The 19,052-nt window shown below is 55.3% G+C and carries 21 protein-coding genes and 1 tRNA gene; 12 read left to right on the top strand and 10 right to left on the bottom strand.

Translation table 11 applies throughout. From position 1 onward, the window contains the following. From KJ970_13145 to KJ970_13135, 3 genes are all read left to right on the top strand, one after another. Positions 1-354: a hypothetical protein gene (locus KJ970_13145; protein ID MBU2691860.1), complete on the top strand. Its 354-nt coding sequence runs from the start codon at positions 1-3 to the stop codon at positions 352-354. A gap of 1 nt (position 355) precedes the next feature. Continuing rightward, on the top strand, positions 356-901 hold the full coding sequence (locus tag KJ970_13140) for a peptidoglycan-binding protein (GenBank protein MBU2691859.1): 546 nt from the start codon (positions 356-358) through the stop codon (positions 899-901). Positions 902-1,165: 264 nt separating this feature from the next. Beyond that, positions 1,166-1,531 (top strand): hypothetical protein, encoded by a 366-nt coding sequence (locus KJ970_13135; GenBank protein ID MBU2691858.1) that lies wholly within the window; start codon positions 1,166-1,168, stop codon positions 1,529-1,531. Positions 1,532-1,699: 168 nt separating this feature from the next. Here KJ970_13135 and KJ970_13130 read toward each other — a convergent pair whose 3' ends face one another. Further along, positions 1,700-2,419, bottom strand: a complete 720-nt coding sequence (locus tag KJ970_13130; protein MBU2691857.1) for a hypothetical protein — start codon at positions 2,417-2,419, stop codon at positions 1,700-1,702. A gap of 375 nt (positions 2,420-2,794) precedes the next feature. Here KJ970_13130 and KJ970_13125 point away from each other — a divergent pair, with 375 nt between their 5' ends. From KJ970_13125 to KJ970_13115, 3 genes are all read left to right on the top strand, one after another. Further along, positions 2,795-3,667, top strand: a complete 873-nt coding sequence (locus KJ970_13125) for a site-specific integrase (GenBank protein ID MBU2691856.1) — start codon at positions 2,795-2,797, stop codon at positions 3,665-3,667. Positions 3,668-4,072: 405 nt separating this feature from the next. Then, a complete protein-coding gene (locus KJ970_13120; GenBank protein MBU2691855.1) occupies positions 4,073-4,534 on the top strand; it encodes a DUF2335 domain-containing protein in 462 nt (153 codons plus the stop codon). Between the two features lie 286 nt (positions 4,535-4,820). Then, a complete protein-coding gene (locus KJ970_13115) occupies positions 4,821-5,351 on the top strand; it encodes a hypothetical protein (GenBank protein ID MBU2691854.1) in 531 nt (176 codons plus the stop codon). 292 nt (positions 5,352-5,643) lie between these two features. Here KJ970_13115 and KJ970_13110 read toward each other — a convergent pair. The 3 genes from KJ970_13110 to eno form a co-directional block, all read right to left on the bottom strand. Continuing rightward, positions 5,644-5,717, bottom strand: a tRNA-Met gene (locus KJ970_13110). A 48-nt stretch (positions 5,718-5,765) separates the two neighbouring features. Further along, positions 5,766-6,230 carry a septum formation initiator family protein gene (locus KJ970_13105; GenBank protein ID MBU2691853.1) on the bottom strand — a complete coding sequence of 155 codons (465 nt, stop codon included), beginning with the start codon at positions 6,228-6,230 and terminating at the stop codon, positions 5,766-5,768. 4 nt (positions 6,231-6,234) lie between these two features. Beyond that, positions 6,235-7,545: a phosphopyruvate hydratase gene (gene eno / locus KJ970_13100; GenBank protein ID MBU2691852.1), complete on the bottom strand. Its 1,311-nt coding sequence runs from the start codon at positions 7,543-7,545 to the stop codon at positions 6,235-6,237. A 268-nt stretch (positions 7,546-7,813) separates the two neighbouring features. Here eno and KJ970_13095 point away from each other — a divergent pair, with 268 nt between their 5' ends. The 4 genes from KJ970_13095 (at position 7,814) to KJ970_13080 (ending at position 11,557) form a co-directional block, all read left to right on the top strand. Then, positions 7,814-8,380 carry a sigma-70 family RNA polymerase sigma factor gene (locus KJ970_13095; GenBank protein ID MBU2691851.1) on the top strand — a complete coding sequence of 189 codons (567 nt, stop codon included), beginning with the start codon at positions 7,814-7,816 and terminating at the stop codon, positions 8,378-8,380. A gap of 103 nt (positions 8,381-8,483) precedes the next feature. Further along, positions 8,484-9,107 (top strand): hypothetical protein, encoded by a 624-nt coding sequence (locus KJ970_13090; GenBank protein ID MBU2691850.1) that lies wholly within the window; start codon positions 8,484-8,486, stop codon positions 9,105-9,107. Beyond that, the gene (locus KJ970_13085) at positions 9,094-10,422 is read left to right on the top strand and encodes a hypothetical protein (protein MBU2691849.1); all 1,329 of its coding nucleotides are present in this window, start codon (positions 9,094-9,096) and stop codon (positions 10,420-10,422) included. The genes KJ970_13090 and KJ970_13085 overlap by 14 nt, the downstream gene beginning before the upstream one ends. Positions 10,423-10,564: 142 nt before the next feature. Beyond that, positions 10,565-11,557 (top strand): T9SS type A sorting domain-containing protein, encoded by a 993-nt coding sequence (locus KJ970_13080; GenBank protein ID MBU2691848.1) that lies wholly within the window; start codon positions 10,565-10,567, stop codon positions 11,555-11,557. Here KJ970_13080 and KJ970_13075 read toward each other — a convergent pair. From KJ970_13075 to rlmN, 6 genes are all read right to left on the bottom strand, one after another. Continuing rightward, positions 11,508-12,182 (bottom strand): DUF4390 domain-containing protein, encoded by a 675-nt coding sequence (locus tag KJ970_13075; GenBank protein MBU2691847.1) that lies wholly within the window; start codon positions 12,180-12,182, stop codon positions 11,508-11,510. The genes KJ970_13080 and KJ970_13075 overlap by 50 nt on opposite strands. Positions 12,183-12,184: 2 nt before the next feature. Next, positions 12,185-13,468, bottom strand: a complete 1,284-nt coding sequence (locus KJ970_13070) for an outer membrane protein assembly factor (GenBank protein ID MBU2691846.1) — start codon at positions 13,466-13,468, stop codon at positions 12,185-12,187. 287 nt (positions 13,469-13,755) lie between these two features. Continuing rightward, positions 13,756-14,691 (bottom strand): sigma-54 dependent transcriptional regulator, encoded by a 936-nt coding sequence (locus KJ970_13065; protein MBU2691845.1) that lies wholly within the window; start codon positions 14,689-14,691, stop codon positions 13,756-13,758. After that, positions 14,604-15,221 carry a response regulator gene (locus tag KJ970_13060; protein ID MBU2691844.1) on the bottom strand — a complete coding sequence of 206 codons (618 nt, stop codon included), beginning with the start codon at positions 15,219-15,221 and terminating at the stop codon, positions 14,604-14,606. The genes KJ970_13065 and KJ970_13060 overlap by 88 nt, the downstream gene beginning before the upstream one ends. 38 nt (positions 15,222-15,259) lie before the next feature. Further along, positions 15,260-16,828, bottom strand: coding sequence for a HAMP domain-containing histidine kinase (locus KJ970_13055; protein ID MBU2691843.1), 1,569 nt, complete (start codon positions 16,826-16,828; stop codon positions 15,260-15,262). Further along, positions 16,765-17,859: a 23S rRNA (adenine(2503)-C(2))-methyltransferase RlmN gene (gene rlmN / locus KJ970_13050; protein MBU2691842.1), complete on the bottom strand. Its 1,095-nt coding sequence runs from the start codon at positions 17,857-17,859 to the stop codon at positions 16,765-16,767. Before rlmN ends, KJ970_13055 begins: the two co-directional genes overlap by 64 nt. 298 nt (positions 17,860-18,157) lie before the next feature. On the opposite strand from rlmN, the gene KJ970_13045 reads away from it, so the two are divergent. Together KJ970_13045 and KJ970_13040 are read left to right on the top strand one after the other, a co-directional pair. Beyond that, positions 18,158-18,574, top strand: coding sequence for a metalloregulator ArsR/SmtB family transcription factor (locus KJ970_13045; GenBank protein ID MBU2691841.1), 417 nt, complete (start codon positions 18,158-18,160; stop codon positions 18,572-18,574). A 205-nt stretch (positions 18,575-18,779) separates the two neighbouring features. Next, positions 18,780-19,049 (top strand): hypothetical protein, encoded by a 270-nt coding sequence (locus tag KJ970_13040; protein ID MBU2691840.1) that lies wholly within the window; start codon positions 18,780-18,782, stop codon positions 19,047-19,049. The last annotated feature ends 3 nt before the right edge of the window (positions 19,050-19,052 follow it).

The raw sequence follows: 19,052 nt of genomic DNA, 5'->3' as shown, positions 1-19,052 counted from the left end.
ATGCCATTGGGTAACGCGACAGAGATCGGCGCACTGGGTTTGGGCGGGCTTTTTGCCCTCAAGATACTGGAACTCGTGTTTGGATTCGTGAAGGGATACAAACCGAAGAGCCTAAACGGGAATGAGGGATCGTCCAATCAAAAGTGCGACGAGGTTGTCGGGTTGGTGCGCTCCATCAAAGAATCTCGAGTCGCAGAGAGCGAGAGGGCAAAATCATTTCGCGAAACTGTCCTCCGCGATCATCGGGATATGTTTCAGCTTCTGCGCGAATCCAATGATAAACAGATTGCGGCGATGCGCGCATTGCCGGCCGAGTTTGCCAAAGAGATTAAAAAGGCGAACGGGGGCAGTTGAGATGAGCCGGGAGATCAAAAGAATCGTCTCCGTTTCCACGGAGGAGCAGGGCGTGATGAGCAGGGTGCTATTTGAGCAGGCGATCGAATTCGTCCTCGAGCACGAGGGCGAGGTCCTCAATGATCACCCGGAAGACCGCGGCGGGCCCACGAAATTCGGGATCTCGCAGCAGTGGAACCCCGATGTGAACGTGCGGGAGCTCACCCGCGAGCAGGCGATCGATATCTACTGGCAGCGCTACTGGTTGGGCCACGGTTACGAGCAGCTGCCCGAGCCAGTGGCCAGCAAGGTCTTCGACCTCGCCGTGAACCTCGGGGATCAGACAGCAGTCATCTGCCTCCAGCGTGCCCTGCGCGCCTGCGGCCTCCGGGTCAAGGTCGATGGCCTTCTCGGGCTCAAGACCTGCGGGGCTTCCAGGCGCGCCGACGCGGCTGCGCTCATGGCCGCGCTTCGCTCCGAGGCCGCCGGCGAGTACCGACTCAGGGTGGCGCGCGACGCCGATCAAGCGGCGTTCCGGGACGGCTGGCTCAACCGGGCATACTCCTGAGGGTGGACTTTGCCATCTGGTCAGAGGACGGATCAGTCACCTGGGAGGCTCCAGATGCACTGGGGTTCGGTCCAAGAGGTCCGCTGGAGATGTGCCACTTCGATTTCAGGATGGGTCTCGAGATCAGCGAGGCGTATCGAGGGGGAGCTCGTCGCCGCCACAAAGAAAAACAAATAGAATCCGTTGGCTCTGGGCTGGTGGGCTGCGCTCTTGTCCCTCTCCGTAGCCCACCCCGGGGCCGGTCAGTTCACACAAGGAGGATTTATGTCAAAAGAGATACTGTTGGAAAACGGTGATCTTGAAAAAAAGATCAAGGATGAGTGGGAAAAGATGATGGCGGATGGGCGGATAACCGGGGGTGAGGCTATAGACCTCATCGAGTTGATCGTGACGGAGACCGGCGCGAGAGCGGCAATCCTCGCGGCCGACGGAACGATCGACAAGGAGGACATCTACCGGCTCATCACGGAGACCGCTGAAGCGATCTACTTCGGCATCGACCCGAACCTCCCGATCGTTGGGGGAATTCTCGAGTCGAAGCTCGAGCACATGTTTGTTCCGAGGTTCATCAGGGGGCTCGCAATGTTCTTCTGCAAGCCTTCACCCACGGAGCTTCCAGAGGCGGCATAAGGAAAGTAAAAAAGCGGGGGAGCAATCCCCCGCTTGATCAGAACCGTAATTGCACTCCCAAACCGGGCGCACCACCTATGGATCCGAACAGGAATCCCAATGCTGTTTCTGACACTTCCGCTTTTTACCCTTCTTTTGAGGGACCCTATCGTTCTCTCCATAATGGCCCTACCGGACAATGTTGTTAATTAGGCGCTTGATCTCACGGGCACCATACGGCTTGTCAATGCTGGTCCACGCCCTCCGCTCCAGATCATACTCTGTGCAATTCACCGGACCGGTGTATTGCTTTGGAGCATCCCTTGGTTGTCTCTCTCTGGAGAACACTTTCACTCCTGACCAACTCGGGCTGAATCCGATTAATACAGGAGTTGTGTCGAAAATCTGACGTTGATAGAGGAAATGTGGGACTCCGCCTCTACCTCCACTCTCCTCCAAGAGCTCTGCAAGGAACTCATCTTCATCACAAATTACATCGAGATTCCTCAAAAATCTCGCGAGATGCTTGCAGGCTCTTCGGACATCATTGGGCTTATAGTTTGCCCTCCTATCAACAAAATCAGGGCATGTGCACGTCATCTCATAAGGGTTTATTTTATAAGACGCTCCCTTTGCCGTGTCGCTGAATGCATCGTATATCTTATTTATAGATTCAGGCCGTTGTGGGACTTTGATGTAGTCCGGGGATTGCCTGACACTTCTACTCTCCCCCTTCCGGGCATTTGACCGCGCTTTCAGTCCCAAAGCGATCAGCAGAATTCCGGCGAGAGTAAACATAACAATGGCTCCAATCATAATTCCCCTCCCGACAATGTTGGTTGAGAGAAAAGGGTCGCTGCTGAATGGCAAAATAAAAATAGGGGCTTCACAGCCGGCTTTCAATCCCATAATCTAATTACCAACGAGGCAAGTGTTTACATACGATATTGGAATGATTCATGCGAGGTTTAATGCTCTGATTGGTAACTGTCCGGGGTGCGCACAACTGAGTTATTCAACAGCTGAGGAGGAGACATGATCCACCTTTGGTGCTGGACTTCGGGGTTAACCATGCATTCCGTTTTCCGCTGATATAAATTACAGCCGCCCTATTTTAGGCCTTCCCAGTATTCTGGTTAGACCACGGGGGTTGACTGCGTCTAAAAAATAGACTATGATATTTGGCAGCCCTTGGACCGTTTCCCGCGGAGGCTCCTCACTGGATGTGTGGAGCAACCAGGGGGCAGCGGATGGACCCGCCCCAGGGAAATGATTATCCAAAATATGGCGTCGGTAATCCGACGCAATGCAAAGACCAACGGATCCCTGACATTCGGTGATTTGGCCGAACGGTGGCTTGAAGATTGGAGCCGCCATCATTGTCGGAGTCATGGCGCCAATGCCTCCAGGCTTCGATGTCATATCATACCGTTGATTGGTGATATGACGCCGGACGGGCTCACAGAATATGAGCTCGATCGACTGGCGGGCAAATTCTTAAATCGTGGCCTCTCTGCGAAGTCGGTGAACAATTGCCTTCTTCTCGTCTCATCGATTCTCAATCGCTCCTCTCGGTGGAAGCTCATTACAAAACGAACGGTGAGGTGTCAATTGCTATCGGTGCCAGAACCGCCCATCAGTGTCTTGAGCGAAGACGAACTCAGGGCAGTCTTCAAAGCCGCTGAGATTGAGTACAAGGGCATCTTTGAATTCATCTATCTCACTGGCCGGCGGAAGCGCGAGGTGCTTGATCTGACGGCGGAGCAGGTAGATTTCCACGGCAAGGCCATCCGACTCACGGCCTCAAAATCGCTGAGGCTGGTGAGTGTCCCCCTGATTGAGCCCGCGATGGAGATCATTCAAGAGCGATACGGATCCGCCAACCCATGGATTTTCCCCAGTCCACGGACCGGGATGCCATATGCCGATATCCGGAAGCCCTGGAGGCGAGCCCTCCGGGAGGCCCGGATCGAGAAGCCCTACACGATCCACCATCTCAGGCACAGTTGTGCATCCCATCTCCTATTCAAAACCGGGGATTTGAGGTTGGTACAGCAGATGCTCGGTCATCGGAGCATCCAGACAACGACCCGGTATGCCCGGCTGAATATTGAGTGGATGAGGGAGAAGATGGAAGTGTTGAGTTTAGGGTTGTGATGGATGAACCAATATAGCCCGTATCTTGTTGTAAAATAATGATCTATACATTTTGTGCGCAAAAACATGAATCATTCTCACTGAATAGGGGTTGTAATAATGACGTAAATTATTGCAGGGTTGCTTGAAAGTGGCCGATAGATGCGATAAACTTATCGATATCAATTGCTATGGGGGACAGATGGATCAATTATTTTCAAATTTACGGTCAGATTTTCTCTTTGCGCAGCCCTCTGGGCTATTCGGAGCGGCTCGACTATTGGATCTCGGGGGCAACTTTGACTCATATAACCGTAGTCGAACAGGTGAAGAAGCGGATCAACGCGCATTGACCTCGGATTGGATGATGATGAGTAAGGATTTCGATTCAGGATTGGATGTATTTTTGGGCAGCCATCCCGAGTTGTGCTCAAAACACTAAAAATGGGTAGCAAGAAGAATAAAAATCCCAAACATCCCAAAGTGCATGACGGATTTCACCCATCAAAGCGAGGGCAAGAGGTTGTAGTAGCGACATTTACCGGAAAACACTTCACTGGTCCAATACCCCCGCCTGAAATGCTTGCAGATTATGAAAAACTTTTGCCCGGCGCCGCTGATCGGATATTGGGTATGGCCGAAGAACAATCGCGCCATCGAAGAGGTCTTGAGTCTTCAGTTGTTACGTCAAATAATCAGTTGGCAAAGTGGGGTCAACGTATGGGATTTTTCCTGGCGCTTGTTGTGTTTTCGGGCTCGCTGGTTTTGCTTTATCAGGGGAAAAGCACGACCGGACTGGCGACCTTAATCACTACTCTCGGCTCTCTAGTAACGGTATTTGTTGTTGGCAAGCGGAAGCAAACACAGGAACTTGATCGAAAGAGATAAAAATACTTTTGGGCTTTAATTGAATCCTAGATAATTAGTTGCGCATCTTTTAATACCCTTCCGCTGTCTTTCTCCAAAGAATTTCTCCCCATTTCGTTGACATCTTCCTCAGTTTGGAAATAAAATAGTGCGTGCTCAGCTAAGGGGGATTTCTCCTGAAAAGAGTCGAGGCCATGAGTCGCTGTCGGTGGGAATCTCCCACTGAGCACACCGGCGAATATTTGTGGCCTCGATTTTTTTTACCCTGAAAAGATTGGCGTTAAACTGGTTAAGGAGGCTGAATAGTATGAATTACAAGACCGTTGGAATAATGGTTTGCCTTTCCATTTTCGTATTATCGCTTTCAATTCCCGCATCGGCTGAATGGAAAACCGGCGTCTCAAAAGATGAAATGACGGGGGAGAAAACTTGCTTTACAAGGTCCCCGGGCGCGCAACCTACTAAACCGATGGGCTTTCCCTATGGGGATATCATGGCTTGGTTGTGGATAGCGTCAGATGGGCAGAAGGAATGGGTTTATATTGAATTCACTGATTCCCCAAATCTGGTAGATACAGAGCTCAAAGATGGATACAACCTTATCAATACACGCATTAAGTGGGACGACAACTTAGAAAATACCACGCTGATTCAGAAATGGGGCGCGAATGGCCTTCATTTCAGCGATGGCAGCCAAGCGATCTCTAAGATCGCTCAATCGGGTACCGTGTTGCTTGAATTGGATTGGTTTAGTGAAGGGAGAATCTACTTCAAATTCTCTCTAACTGGATCCACGGCAGCGATTAATGAGATGCGAAGTAATTGCAGCAAGGAGTAATTTCCGAGAACTGAGTAACAGCAAACAAAATAATTTCTTTATCCTCCTTGACTTCTCTCGCGAGTTGTCCGAATAATGGTTCGTGTATCGGAAGGAGAGGATTATGAAAAGAGTCGAGGTCACAGGCGTCGGTGAAGGGATTTTCTCCTTTCGATACACAACCGGCGGTTTTTTGTGGCCTCGACTTTTTTTATTCTAACCAAAAAAAACGGACGGTCGGTGTTGACAGCACCGACCGCCCCACGGACCGAAACCATTGATGTGTAAAGGTCTACCATTAACGGTCCGTCTGTAGCGGGGGCAGGATTCGAACCTACGACCTTTGGGTTATGAGCCCAACGAGCTACCAGACTGCTCCACCCCGCGATCAGTTCACCTTTATCGCACTTGGACTTGGATCTGTCAAGAGCGCCGTCACGGCTCCTGATCCTCCATTTGGGGGATGATCCGGCCCGGCTGCACCTCTTTATGCGCCCCATCCGTCGATTCGTAATAGATCAGCTCATCCTTCCGGGCCATTCCATACGTTTCCCGCGCGGTCTTTTCGCGCAGAAAGTAATCAGTATCGAGCTGATGCAGCTGGGTCTTTACCGAGTCGAGCTGGGCGGCGAGCAGGTTGACCTCATTCTCCACCGATTTCTCATACTGCTTCACTTCGATCAGACGAACGAGCCCCTGCGGTCCGGCCAGAGCGGTGTAACCGGCCCACAAGAAGAGCACCAGGATCAGACAGACCTGCCAGTTGAGACCCCGTCTTTCATCCCGCTGCCGATAGTGGTGGTGCAACGGTTCCGGCGCCGGGCGGTTCTTATCAGGGGGACGGAAGGCCGCCGTCGAACGCCACCGGGGTGGATTCAGCGATGTCCGGTTCAGGGTCAAGGAATCACACCTCTTCGTCCAAATCGTCCAATCCCCAGCGGGCGAAAAGGCTTCGCCCCGGATACCGCGCGTCTTCTCCCAGCTCTTCCTCAATCCGCAGGAGTTGATTGTACTTGGCGACCCGCTCTGAACGGGAAGCCGATCCGGACTTTATCATTCCGGCGTTCATGCCGACGGCCAGGTCGGCGATAAAGGTGTCTTCCGTCTCGCCCGACCGGTGGCTGATCATTGTTGTATAACCATTCTCGCGGGCCAGGTCGATCGCTTGAAGCGTTTCGGTGACACTCCCGATCTGATTCAACTTGATCAAAATGGAGTTCGCCACGCCCTCGTCAATCCCTTGCTGGAAGATTTGCGTATTGGTGACGAAGATATCATCCCCCACCAGCTGAATCCGGTCGCTGAGCCGTTCGGTCATCGCCTGCCAGCCGCTCCAATCGTTCTCGGCCAGCCCGTCTTCGATGGAGATGATGGGGAATTTTTCGACCAGTTCCGTGTAAAAGTCGATCAAGTCGCCGGCCGAAAACTCTGTCTTTGGATCGGCCTTCAAAATGTATTTTCCGTCAATGAAGAACTCGCTGGCGGCGCAATCGAGCGCCAGATAGACTTGCTGTCCCGGTTCGTAGCCGGCCTTCTCGCAGGCCTCGGTCAGCAGCGCCAGGGCTTCCTCGTTCGATCCGAGATTCGGCGCGAATCCGCCTTCATCACCCACGGATGTTGTATAACCTCTGTGATCCAAGACCTTCTTCAGGGCATGGAATACTTCAGCGCCGCACCTCAGCGCTTCGGTGAAATTGGGGAAACCGATGGGCGCCAGCATGAATTCCTGAATGTCCAAGTTGTTGTCCGCATGCGCGCCGCCATTGAGGAGATTCAGGAAGGGGATGGGGAGCAGGCGGGCGCGTACGCCGCCGAGGTAACGCCAGAGGGGAAGCCCCTGCGCCTCCGCCGCCGCGCGCGCCACCGCCATCGAAACACCGAGAATAGCATTGGCGCCGAGGTTGCTCTTGTTTTCGGTTCCATCCAGATCGCAGAGAATCCGATCAATGAGGATCTGGTTGAGGGCGTCTTCCCCGACAAGTTCGGGCGCGATCCGGTCATTGACGTTCTCAATAGCCCGGCGAACACCTTTGCCACCAAATCGCTCGATGTCACCGTCTCTGAGTTCCAATGCCTCCCGCTCCCCAGTCGAGGCTCCGGAGGGAACAGCGGCCCGAGATCGGATACCGCTGGTCAGTTGAATCTCCACCTCAATGGTTGGATTCCCCCTGGAATCGAAGATTTCTCGAGCATGGATGATCTCTATGGTGTTCATGGCGGGCTCCTTCCCTTCGGTCTTTTCCCGGTATGGCAACCCCATTTGGGGGACGTCCGGGCATCATGAGGACGCTCGGGAGCCTAGATGGCCCCCACATCCCTGTCAAGCGAAGAAGCCGGAGGGGGATTCTGAAGATTGACCCAACTCCCTCATGGACCTAGGGTTGCCTCGATGCCCCCTGGTGACGCCCCTCAATGTGGGCTCTGTCCGCAACCCCCGATGCGATCATTCCGTAAGTGGGGGTAGGACGAAACCGGAGAGAAAGATGAATACAGAAGATCTCTCCCTCGTCCAAAAGATCCTGAAGGGTGATGAGATCGCCTTTCAGAAACTGGTGGTGAAATACCAGCGGGCTGTCTACAACATCGCTTGGAGGATGGTTCGAAACGAAGAGGATGCGAGAGATCTGACGCAGGAGGTCTTCATTCGGGTCTTTCGGGGCCTGAAAACCTTCGATGCGACGCGCACCTTTTCGACCTGGTTGTACAGGATCGCGACGAATCTGTGTATTGACCACCATAGAAAGAGGCGGTTGCGCACGATTTCGATCGACGCGGATTCACCGGCTGGAGACCGAAAGGAACCGATGGCGCTCCCCGGCAAGGAACCGCGGCCCGACCGGCTGCATGAGGTTACAACACTCGCGGAGACGGTCGAAACCTATTTGGAGAGACTGCCGCCGATTTACCGTTTGATCCTGCATCTGCGGTATCGGGAGCAGCTCACCTATGAAGAGATGGCGGAGATTTTGGGGACTCCTTTGGGAACGGTGAAAGCCAGGCTTCATCGGGCGCACCGGCATCTCAAGAACCTGATGGAAAAGAGAGGATAGGAATCCTCCCATCCTTGCGGGCCGGAGTTCTGAAACGGGCGGAGACGGGGTAACTCCCGAAAAAACCGGAATTCTTATTCCGGGTTGAAGGACATCAGACAGGATGACTTGTCGCTATAAAGTAAAAGAGCATTGGGAGTACCTCACCGGTGAAATGGACGAAGCCTCCCGAAGCGTCATGGACGGACATGTTGCGACATGCACGCGTTGCCGGGCGGAATTGGCGGCCTATAGCCGTCTCTTGCAAGGATTGCAGAATCTTCCTTATAAAGAGACACCCAAGGATTTAACCGAATCGATTGTCAGAACCGTATTTCAGCGCCCCACCGCGGTTTCACGACGGGAATCGGCTTCGCGCCGGGCCATTCGGATCTTGGCGGCGGCCGCCTTGGTCATCTCGTTTCTCCTTGCCGGCGGGCAGCTGGCCGGTCGCGCCGGCTCTCTCGCCTGGTCGGTTGTCAGCGTGGGATGGGATCGTCTGACGGAACTTGGAATGGATGCCGTCGTCGTCCTTGTCTCTTTCTCGAAGATTGTCGATATCGCCGCCCGTCTCTTTAACATTGTCGGACGGGTCTTAAATCCGGAAGCGTTGCTCCGCGCGGCCTTTCCTGTTGAATCAATCCTCCTCATCTTTGGGTTCATGCTTTTATCCGTCGCGATACTTTGGCGCATTGTGGGTCATCCCGAATCCAAAACGCAGAGGGAGGTGCATCATGTCCACTCATAATGTGAGCCTTAGGGCCCTCATGATGAACATTTCCGCATCGGTTCTCGCCGTAGCATTGGGCCTTCTGGCGGGCTTCGTTGCGCATTATCTCCTCGTGTCGCCGGCTCACGCGCAGGAAAGCACTGATGCAAAGGATGTGGGGCGCTACTCTGTAGAATACGATTCCGACGATATGACACGGGTCTGGGTCCGCCTTCCGTCCGGTGAAGATTCCCTCGCGATGATGCTCAAGGGGGATCTGACCGCCGATCTCGACTCGCTGATCGCATTGATCGGCCATGAAGAGCTTAGAAAAGATTTGAAAAAGCGGGTGACGGTCCGCAGTTCCCAAAACAACCGGACGACGGGCGACATCATTCGGATGGGGGAAAATGTTGTTATTGAAGAAGGGGACCGGATTGACGGTTCCGTGGTTTGCATCGGCGGCTCGATTCGTGTCCGAGGCGTGGTCGAGGGGGACGTCGTCGCCGTCGGCGGTGATGTCGTCCTTTTGGCCACCGCCGTCGTTGATGGTGACTGTGTTTCGGTTGGGGGAGGGGTAGACTCGGATCCGGACGCCGTGGTCGGCGGCAAGGAGATCTCAATCGGCGCTTTCAGTCCAATTTTCACGCCCCAAATCTTCCGCACCAAATTCCATCAGGGTCCTCCCCCCGGCCTCCGCTCCATCCTGATCATGGCGCTGTTTATCGGAGCGTTTCTCTTCGGATGGCTCTTCCAAGCGATCAGCTCCCGGCGCATGGAGAATATACGGATCACGGTTGAACAAAAGTTTTTCCCCTCTCTCTTTCTCGGGATAATTACCATTCCGGGATCGGTACTGCTGTTCATTCTTCTTCTCATCACGATCATTGGCATTCCCGCGGCCATTTTGCTGCCCTTTGTCATGGCGATTCTCACCTTTATGGGTTTTTGCGCCGTTCTCTGGTCGATTGGGCGGACGCTGCTCTTCTCGATGCGGAAAAAGGAATCAGGTTTTGAGATGAGTTATGCGCTTGGCCTGGCGTTGCTCTTTGTCATTGTTGAGATCGTCAATATTTGGCAGTACGTCAATATCCCCGGCGCCGCCGCCCTGGGATTTCTGCTGGTCGCACTGAAGCTCGTCATCACCTCCGTGGGGATGGGCGCCGTGCTCCTCAGCCGTATCGGCAGCCGGCCGAATCCGGGCCCGGCGGCGGCCTACCCTCCGGCCGCCTCTCGAGGTCTCCCTCAAGGTATGTCTCAAATAGAAACACACATGGAAACGCAGCCGTTCCAACCGCCGAATAAACCACCTGATCCTCAACAACCTGGAGCGAATCCGACCATCAATGGGTGATTTGACCCAACTTATATAAAAAACTCGGCAAATAATTTTTCATCGTCCGATCAGGGCCGGAGTCTGTTAAAATGTATACATGACTCACACGGCGATTGGACATATTTCGACCAGTAGGGGATCGGCTCAGCGGCATTCCGCAATGACGGGCGGATGGATTCTTGCCGCCGCGATCGGGCTGCTTCTGTCAACGTCCGCTCTGCTGTATCCGGCGCATGCCGCCGTTCAAGTCATTGCACCCGATGAGATCCTTCGCTCTTCGACCCTCACCTTGAATGGCGATCTTCATTTCATGCAGGAAGATGGATCAACGGTCCGCTTTATCACTGATGTCAAGGATTCCGAGATTGCGAATCCCGGAGACGGTCTTTTTCACCCCGCCTCCATCGAGACGGTCGATGAGGCCCTTTCGGCTTTAGATCTGCGGTTTGCTCATGCACTGAACATCAGGGTTTTTATCCTCCCCTATCCGCGTTCCGGTCAACTCCGGTCGACGGCGAGTAGAGGCGCGGTTTATATTTCCCCCGGCGTTCTGGAATACACCGAAGAACAGATTCATTTTCTGGTGGCGCATGAGGCGGGACATGTGATCCATCAGCTCTACTTGAAAGATCAAAATGCCGAGGGATGGGAAATGTATCGAAGGATACGGGGCATTGAAGACTATACGATCTATAACGCCCAGGCGGAGCACGCCAACAGGCCTCACGAGATCTTCGCCGAAGATTTCCGGATTCTTTTCGGAGGGTCCAGGGCGCGGGCGACGGGTCACGAGAATCGCAACCTGGCGGATCCGAGAGATGTGTCCGGTTTGGCCGACTTCATGGCGTCGCTGCTGCCGCTGGTGAGTGCGGCGCCCGCGATAGAACCGCTGGTGATCGGCCCGAACCCCTTCCGGCCGGGCCAGCATTTGACGTTTCGCATCCCTGAGCAGGGCAAGGGGACGGTCGAGATTCTGGATATCAGCGGCCGCAGGGTCTATGAACGGGATTTTCAGGCTGACGGGCGGGATCGTTTCACCATTGTGTGGGATGGATGCGACGCCGCGGGCCGGGTCCTTTCCGCGGGAGCCTACTTTGTTAAACTCACGACGGCGACGCAGGGATTCTGTGGACGTATAACCCTTCTGCGCTAATCTCGATCCGGAACCTGCCCGAATTCGCCCTTGCTGTTCGATCACCCAACCCCGACGCTTCCTTCAAGATTCCCAACAGGCTGAAGGGTATCCCGAGCGGCGATTTGCGCCGTTTGAGATGGCCGCCGAGCCAATCCTCCACCTCCCGGATATCGTCGACGGTTAGGAGCTTCAATGTCGCCTGCACGGTGAGATAGTAGACGCGGGAAGAGTCGGGGGGAGGATTCCAGGGAAAGGTCAATTTCTGCCTTTCAACCAAAGATTTTACAATCAGTGTATCGGTCTCGCGGTACTCTCTCTCTGTGTTTCTAAGAAGAAATTCCTGGTTCCACGTGTCGTAGTCCATTTTCAGCAGATAGGCGTTCCGGAGGATCCGGCTGTCGAACCAGGTTGATCGATTCTTCCAAAGCTCGCATTCCATGACAATGGTGGCAGGCAGTCCCTGCAACAAACGCTCATGCAGCGGCGCATAGAGATCAGGAAATTCCAGCCCGATGACCAATCCCGTCGAATCGATCTGTATCGACTCGAATTCAACATTCAACGCGGGGGATGGGGAAGCCATGGCGCCCAGGGTTAGGGCGCAAAACAATGTGCAAATCGTGGTGCGGTTCTTTTTATACAAAATTAAAAGGCTCGCTGTAACCTCAGTGTAAACCTCGGATCCTTGTCCATATCCCGGAGGTTTTGACCCATTTGCACGCGGACACCGCCGTTCGCCATCTCGACCCCAAGGCCGCCATCCCACTCCAGCTGCCCTTTGCCGAAGAACCCCTCGCCGGCATAGGGGGCAGAGTCTTGATACCATGCTTTCCCTAAATCTGTGAACAAATAGATTTCGAATGACCTTTCGGGCCGGATGGCGTATTCCAAGTTCGCCAAGAGGAGTTGATCCCCCACGAATTCCTTCTCATCATGACCCCTGAGAGTCCCGATCCCGCCGGCATGAAAGGTCCATTGGGGTGGGACTCTTCCGGGACCGGTGAGGAAAGAGTCCCCACCCGGTTCCGCCACCAGTGTCCCTTCCCGGCCGGGGTAAATCGGAAAGCCGAAGCCTTCGCGGTTCCCATGGGGAGTCCAGCCGACCGCGGCGCGGGCCCTCAATTTAACAAACCGGTTCAGCGCCAGGTGAAAACGGCCTTCGACCAGGTGGCGGGAAAGGTTCATCTTTCCTCCCAGATCGGGGTGCGCCCACCAGCCCTCCCATGTCATCCAGAGACCGGAATCGCGGTTGTTCCAAACCTCACGGCTCCAGGGTGTCCAACCGCCGGGGATTCTCCAATCATACCTAGCCTTAAGGAGGATCGGCTCCATTTCCGAGGCCATCGCATTAGGCGGGAAAACCTTGTGGCCGCCGAAGAGCCCGGAGAGCTGCGTCACCCGGTTCATTGACCGGTGGCGCTCGCTCGTCATCCCCAAAGAGAGCGACTGATCGGCAAAGGGGCCGATCCGCAGACCGCCGGCAACCCGGCGCACTTCTACATAATCCATAAAATCTTCACGAATAAAAAAGGCGGCGGCGGTGTTTTCTGCGCGTGTCAGGATATGATCGTCAAAGCCGAACGGTTGGGCCTCTTTTCCATAATCCACCCAGAGATTTAACAAACCGGAAGAGATAAAGGGCTGTTCGGCATAGATCCCGGGATACCAGACTTTTGTGCCGGTGCTGTAGAGCGTCGATATCTTGAGATTGGGATAATATGATTCCTCATTTAAAAGTTTCCAGGTGGCGCCAAAACTGTAGTCTTGTACCCTATTCATGATAAAAAGAGGCTCAAAATCATCTCTTTCCCAGCCTGTCTCCAAATCAAAGGGGAGTGGAGATTGCTGAGCCGCCTCAATAGACGAGTTCATCAGGCCAAGGCACAGCAGGAGGACCGGGATCCAGAAGAGGCATGAAGGCTGTCTCATCTCTTTGTCTCCTTGCGAGAAACCAATATCAGAGTCTTGTGGGCGGGGATTCCACGGGATACGATGCTCCCCCGGTTCTCCTCTATAGCATGCTTCATGCCGGTTCCCGTTGGCGATACCCTGATCCAACCTGTTGCTGGGCCCTTGCTTGGAAAGGCCTCTCCCGGCAACTCCATTGACCCCGATGGAGTGTGGCAGTCTTGTAACGTTCAACTTGCAACCGATGGTACATCTCTGCCGCACATTGTTGCGCCGGCGGTATCAGCCCTGAATCCAGAATGGGTGACTCAATCGGAGGCATCGGGCCGGGGCCGCTGAACACCTAAGCGGCGGGTTCGCCGATGCAGGGTCGCCCGGTCGACGCCCAACTCCTCGGCCGCCCGCGTAACATTCCAACCCCAGCGCTGCAGAACATCCTCGATGATCTTTTTCTCCGCCTCTTCCAACCGCTCTTTAAGAAGGGCGGACGATTCGGAATCGGCGTCGGGAGCCGCATGGCCGGCCGCCGGCGCAGGACCCAAATCCTCATCCGCCAAAGCCGCCTGTTCTCCTCGCGGCGTTCCCGCGCCGAGGGCGCTGGACGGCCCGGCCGGCGGGAGATAATTGTACAATCCCTCCGCGCTAACAATGTTGGTTGGATGCATGATGGCGAGCCGTTCCATCAGATTCCTCAACTCCCTGACATTCCCGGGCCATTGATGCTCCTGTAAGACCCGCCGGGCGTCGGCCTCCAATTGAAGGGGGGGACGGCCGTTTTCCGCGCAACACCTCGCGAGGAAGTGCTCCGCCAGTTCAAGGATATCGCCATTGCGATCCCTCAGCGCGGGAACCGCAATGGGGATGACGCAGATTCGGAAATAGAGATCCTCGCGGAAACGCCCCGCGTCAACCTCAGCCCGCAGATTGCGGTTGGTGGCGCAAACAAGACGGACATCAACATGCAGGATCTCCGATCCGCCGACCCGCTCCACCTCACCTGTTCCCAGGGCCCGCAGCAGTTTTGCCTGCGCGGCCAGATCCATATCAGCGACCTCATCCAAAAAAAGGGTCCCTTCATGGGCCTGCTCCAGCTTGCCCTTTCTGCGTTTTGTAGCACCGGTGAAAGCGCCCGCCTCATGACCAAAAAGTTCACTCTCTACCAGCTCAGTGGGGAGGGCGGCGCTGTTGAGACGGATGAAGGGCTGGTCCCGCCGCGCGCTCTCTTCATGGATAAGACGCGCCACCAGTTCCTCCCCGTTCCATTTTCACCTTCGATCAAGACCCATCCTGTACTGGGCGCGGACCTGGAAATTTCGGCCTTGAGTTTTTTCATGGCAGGGCAGGATCCCACCAGTTGCCATTCCCGGCGTATTTCATCCCGGTGCGCTTTCAGTTCATTGAGGATCTTGTGGTGGCGTAGAGCCTTCTCAATAGTTACCGCGAGGCGATTGGGCTGGACCGGCTTCTCGATAAAATCAAAGGCGCCGAGTTGAACGGCGCGAACCGCATCGGCGATGCCGCCCTGTCCGGAAATCATGATACAGGGGATTTGGGGATGATCCCGCACGATCCTTTCCAAAGCCTCGATGCCGTTCATTCCGGGAAGGTAAAGATCCATGAGGATGATATTGATAGAGTGGCTCTGCAGAGCCTCCAATCCCTCTTCCGCGCTGCCGGCGCAAACAACCTCCAGGCCCATCGGCTCCAACACCAATTGAAGGCCTTCCCGAATCCGTTCCTCATCATCCACGATGAGGAGCTGTGGTTTTTGCATTCTCGGTTCCTCAAAATGTCTGTCACAGAGTGTCTATCTCAAAGTGTCAGTCGCAAGACGACATGCGCCCGCGCTCCCCCCTGGGGATCCGGTTCAAGTTTCAGGTCACCGCCGGCCGCCCGCAGCAAGAGCCGGGAAACATAGAGACCCAATCCCGATCCCTCATTCTTGGTTGTATAGCCCGGTTCAAAGAGCCGGGTTTCACCCCCCTTGGGCAGGCCGGGACCGCTGTCGATTAAAACGATATGTAAAGACGGATGTTCATCCTCGCCATCATTCCATATTTCCAGACGGATTGATCCTCCTTCCGGCATCGCTTCCGCGGCGTTTTTCACCAAATTGACCCAAACAGCATCAAGGCTTTCGGGATCGATGAGAACCCGGCTCATTCCGGGTCCCGCCCCGGTGAGATTTCCCAAATCATCTGGAGTGATGGAAATGGCGGGTGGGAGATAGAGACTCAGCGCCCGGCGCAGGGAATCGATGGGGTTGATCCATTGGGGTTGGGGAGGGGGGAGATGCCCCAAACGCGAAAAGGCCGCAGCCAGCCGCTCCAATCGCGCTGCTTCCGCCTCAATAAGTCTCAGCGCCCGGTTCGGCGCCTCTCCCGCCGGCTCCAAGTGGGGCTTTAGAACACCCAAGGCGCTGAGGATCGGTGTTAAGGCGTTTTTTGTCTCGTGCGCCACATGGCGGGCCGAATCACGAAACCCCAATGATCGGCTCTGCGCGGCCAATCGAGCCTGTGCCTCTTTCAGCTGCGATGAGAGACGGTTGAAGGCGATGGCGAGGAACCGGACCTCTGTGGCGCCGCGGGGATGGACCGGTGGCAAGGGATCCCCTTCGCCCAGCTGCGCCATACCCCGCGCCAATTCTTCCACCGGCCGCGTCACGCTGCGTGCCAAGAAAAAGGCGAGAAGGATGGCCACGATCGCGGCCAGCGACGCAATGGCGAGAACCATAATACCCAGCGCCGTGCCCGCGACGGCGGTGATCTCCTCCAAGCGATTGAGATAGGCGATATCCCGTCCCAACTCCTCAAGGCGTTCAAGGGTGCCCGCCGGAAAGCGGCGGGCGATGAGAGTCCAATCCGGAGCCGTCGGGGGATCCGTTCTGTTTCTGGCGGCGGCGACCAGGTAATCCCCATCGGGCGCCGGCAGATATAGAATGCGGAAAGGGGGTTCGGGCCCGGTCAATCCCGGCCGGTCTGCCGGCAGGCGCTCCTCGACGCGCCCGGCCAGCGTGGGCGGGAGGGTCTGCGCTCCACGGGGGCTCTGGATCAAATAACCGGCAGGAATCGATGCGGAGTCGATGCCGCCCGAAGCCAGCCGCTCCACCCAATTCCCCTGGGTTTCTCCCTGTGTGTTTAACAATATCCTCTGCGTTTCCAGGGAGGCGGACAGGCCGCGGTTGAGCCGGATCGGCTGCCAGAGTGTCAACAAATCCTTTGTCTCGCGCGCCAGGACGAACGAGAGCAGGGTGAGCGGAAGGAGCGCCGACGCCAGAACCAAGGCCAGGATGCGCGATCGGAGTGAGCTGAAGAGCCTCATGGTGACGGTGTTTCCGCGCCCGGCAAAAACCCCGTCGTCTCCGCGAGCAATTGTCCGCACGCCGCTTGGATGCGGCTGCCGCGGCTATGCCGGACGGTGACCGGCGAGTGCAAGGGTTTTAGGACCTCCAAAAAAGCTTCCATAACCTCAGGAAGAGGTGTTTCATGTTTTGTCAAAGCATGGGCGTTGAAGGCGATGACATTAACCTTGGCGCCCGTTTCTTCCGCGATCCTTCGTAAGCGCGCCGCATCGTCCCGAGCGTCGTTGACATCTTTTATCAAGACATACTCCAATGTAATCCGCTGGCCCGTGGCCTTTTTGTATTCTCTCATCGCATTTAAAACTTCCGTAAAGGAATACTTTTTCTCCACCGGCATCAATTCCCGGCGTGTTTCGGGGGTCGTGGCCGAGAGAGAAAAGGCCAGCCGTGGAGCCACTGGTTCCTGCGAGAGTTTGCGGATTTCATGGGGAAGCCCCACCGTGGAGATCGTAATCCGCCGCCGCCCGATCGCGAATCCGGAGGGATCCTGAAGGATGCGCAGAGATTGTATAACTTCCGTCAGATTGGCCAGAGGTTCCCCCATCCCCATAAAAACGAGGTTGAAGCTGTCGGTCCGGCCCTGTTTGCGGATTTCATCCCGCAATTGAAGAACCTGGGAGATGATCTCCGCCGCGGTCAGATTGCGCCCCGGCCCCATCTTGGCGGTGGCGCAGAATGTACAACCATAGGCGCACCCCGCTTGACTGCTGACGCAGAAGGTTTGACGGCGTCCCTGGATGAGGACCGCCTCAACAGATCGATGGTCCCGTAATTGGATAAGGAATTTGACCGCTTCCCCATTTGGATCTTCCGTTCGCAGGACGACCGGATCGCGGGAGATGTCGAGACTCCGGGAGAGTCGATCCCGCAGCGAGCGGGGCAGGTCGGTCATATCGTCCCAGCGCTGGACCCCCCTCGCGAAGAGCCAGGAACCAAGTTGTCCGGATCGATAGTCCGGTTGGCCCTCCAGTTCGGGTAGGCCGGCGATCTCGGATAGGGTCAATCCCAAGAGACGGATCGGGCGGGATCCTGAAACAACCGGCCTTGTCATACGAGCCACCTTCCTTTGGGCGATCCAACTTTTAGCCGCTCAACTTCCATCATTTTGCTATCACCAGCCATCCCGGGCCCGATCGAAATCTATTTCCCCAAGCTCCATCTTGGACATCTTAGACATCACGGGGGCAAGCGTCCAGAATGCTGCATCTCTCATGATCTTCCTTGCTTGAAGAGACTAGCCGATCCAACTAGCTTGGTAGTGGGTTCGGTCGCCGCATCAGTATAGAAACCTGTCACGGGTTTTTGTGTCCGGGCGTTTCGTATCCAGTGGAGGTTGGAGCGTTGACATCATGGCGAACCAGATGGCAGATAATTTACTGAAGAGCGAAACGGAAACCATCCTCCAGATCCTAAGGGCGATGGGAGATCCCATCCGGTTGCGGATTCTGCACGCTGTTTTTGAGCGGCCGCGTCCCGTCGGCGAACTGGTGGAATTGTTTGAAGTCAGTCAACCCGATGTCTCGCATCATCTTAAAAGGCTGCGAGACGCCGGTCTGGTTCAAGGCAAGAGGAAGGGACGGCAAATCCTGTATGGACCTGCCGAAAAGCCGGCGCCGGAGGCCGGGATTCTATTATCCGCCTTGAGCGGTATTTGGCAGGGTAAGGAGGCGGAAGACCCCTTACAGCGAAGAGCGGCATTTCTGGGGAAATCGATCCAGCGGGCCGAAAAACAAAGAAGAGGGGACATCGAAGATTATCTGCTGTAAGGATTCTTGCCTCTTTTGATAGGTGGAAAAAGCTTTGCTAATCCGATGAACGGGACTATAATAATTATGAGTGTCACAGGAGTGTTATCCTCTGGTGGTCGCGGAGAGGCCCCATTGACGCTTTGATCGAGTCCCCCCTCGTCGAACCTGCTTGGTGCGTGGCAGGTAGTTGATTCGTTCTATTTTCCGCCTGGGAGTGGACGCCATGCTTAATAAATCCAGAAAATCCCACCTTCATCTCATTGGTATACTTCTCATACTGAGTTTCATGCTGGCAGGGTACATGGCGCCCGTGTGGGCCGCCGGTATCCCGCCTGGCTTGGGAGATGACGCCTCGCCGACGGATACTGTCGGCCATGGGCCCGATGAGATCGGGTCAGGGCATGACAACCATGACGGTGATCCGGATGAGGATGAACTCACCGTGATCATTGCTGTCACTCTGATTCGAATCGTAAGAGTTCTCGGACTGTAGCCA

The organism is Candidatus Eisenbacteria bacterium, from assembly GCA_018831195.1.
Classification (GTDB): Bacteria; Eisenbacteria; RBG-16-71-46; order CAIMUX01; family JAHJDP01; genus JAHJDP01.
This window is presented reverse-complemented; position numbering and strand designations above follow the sequence as displayed.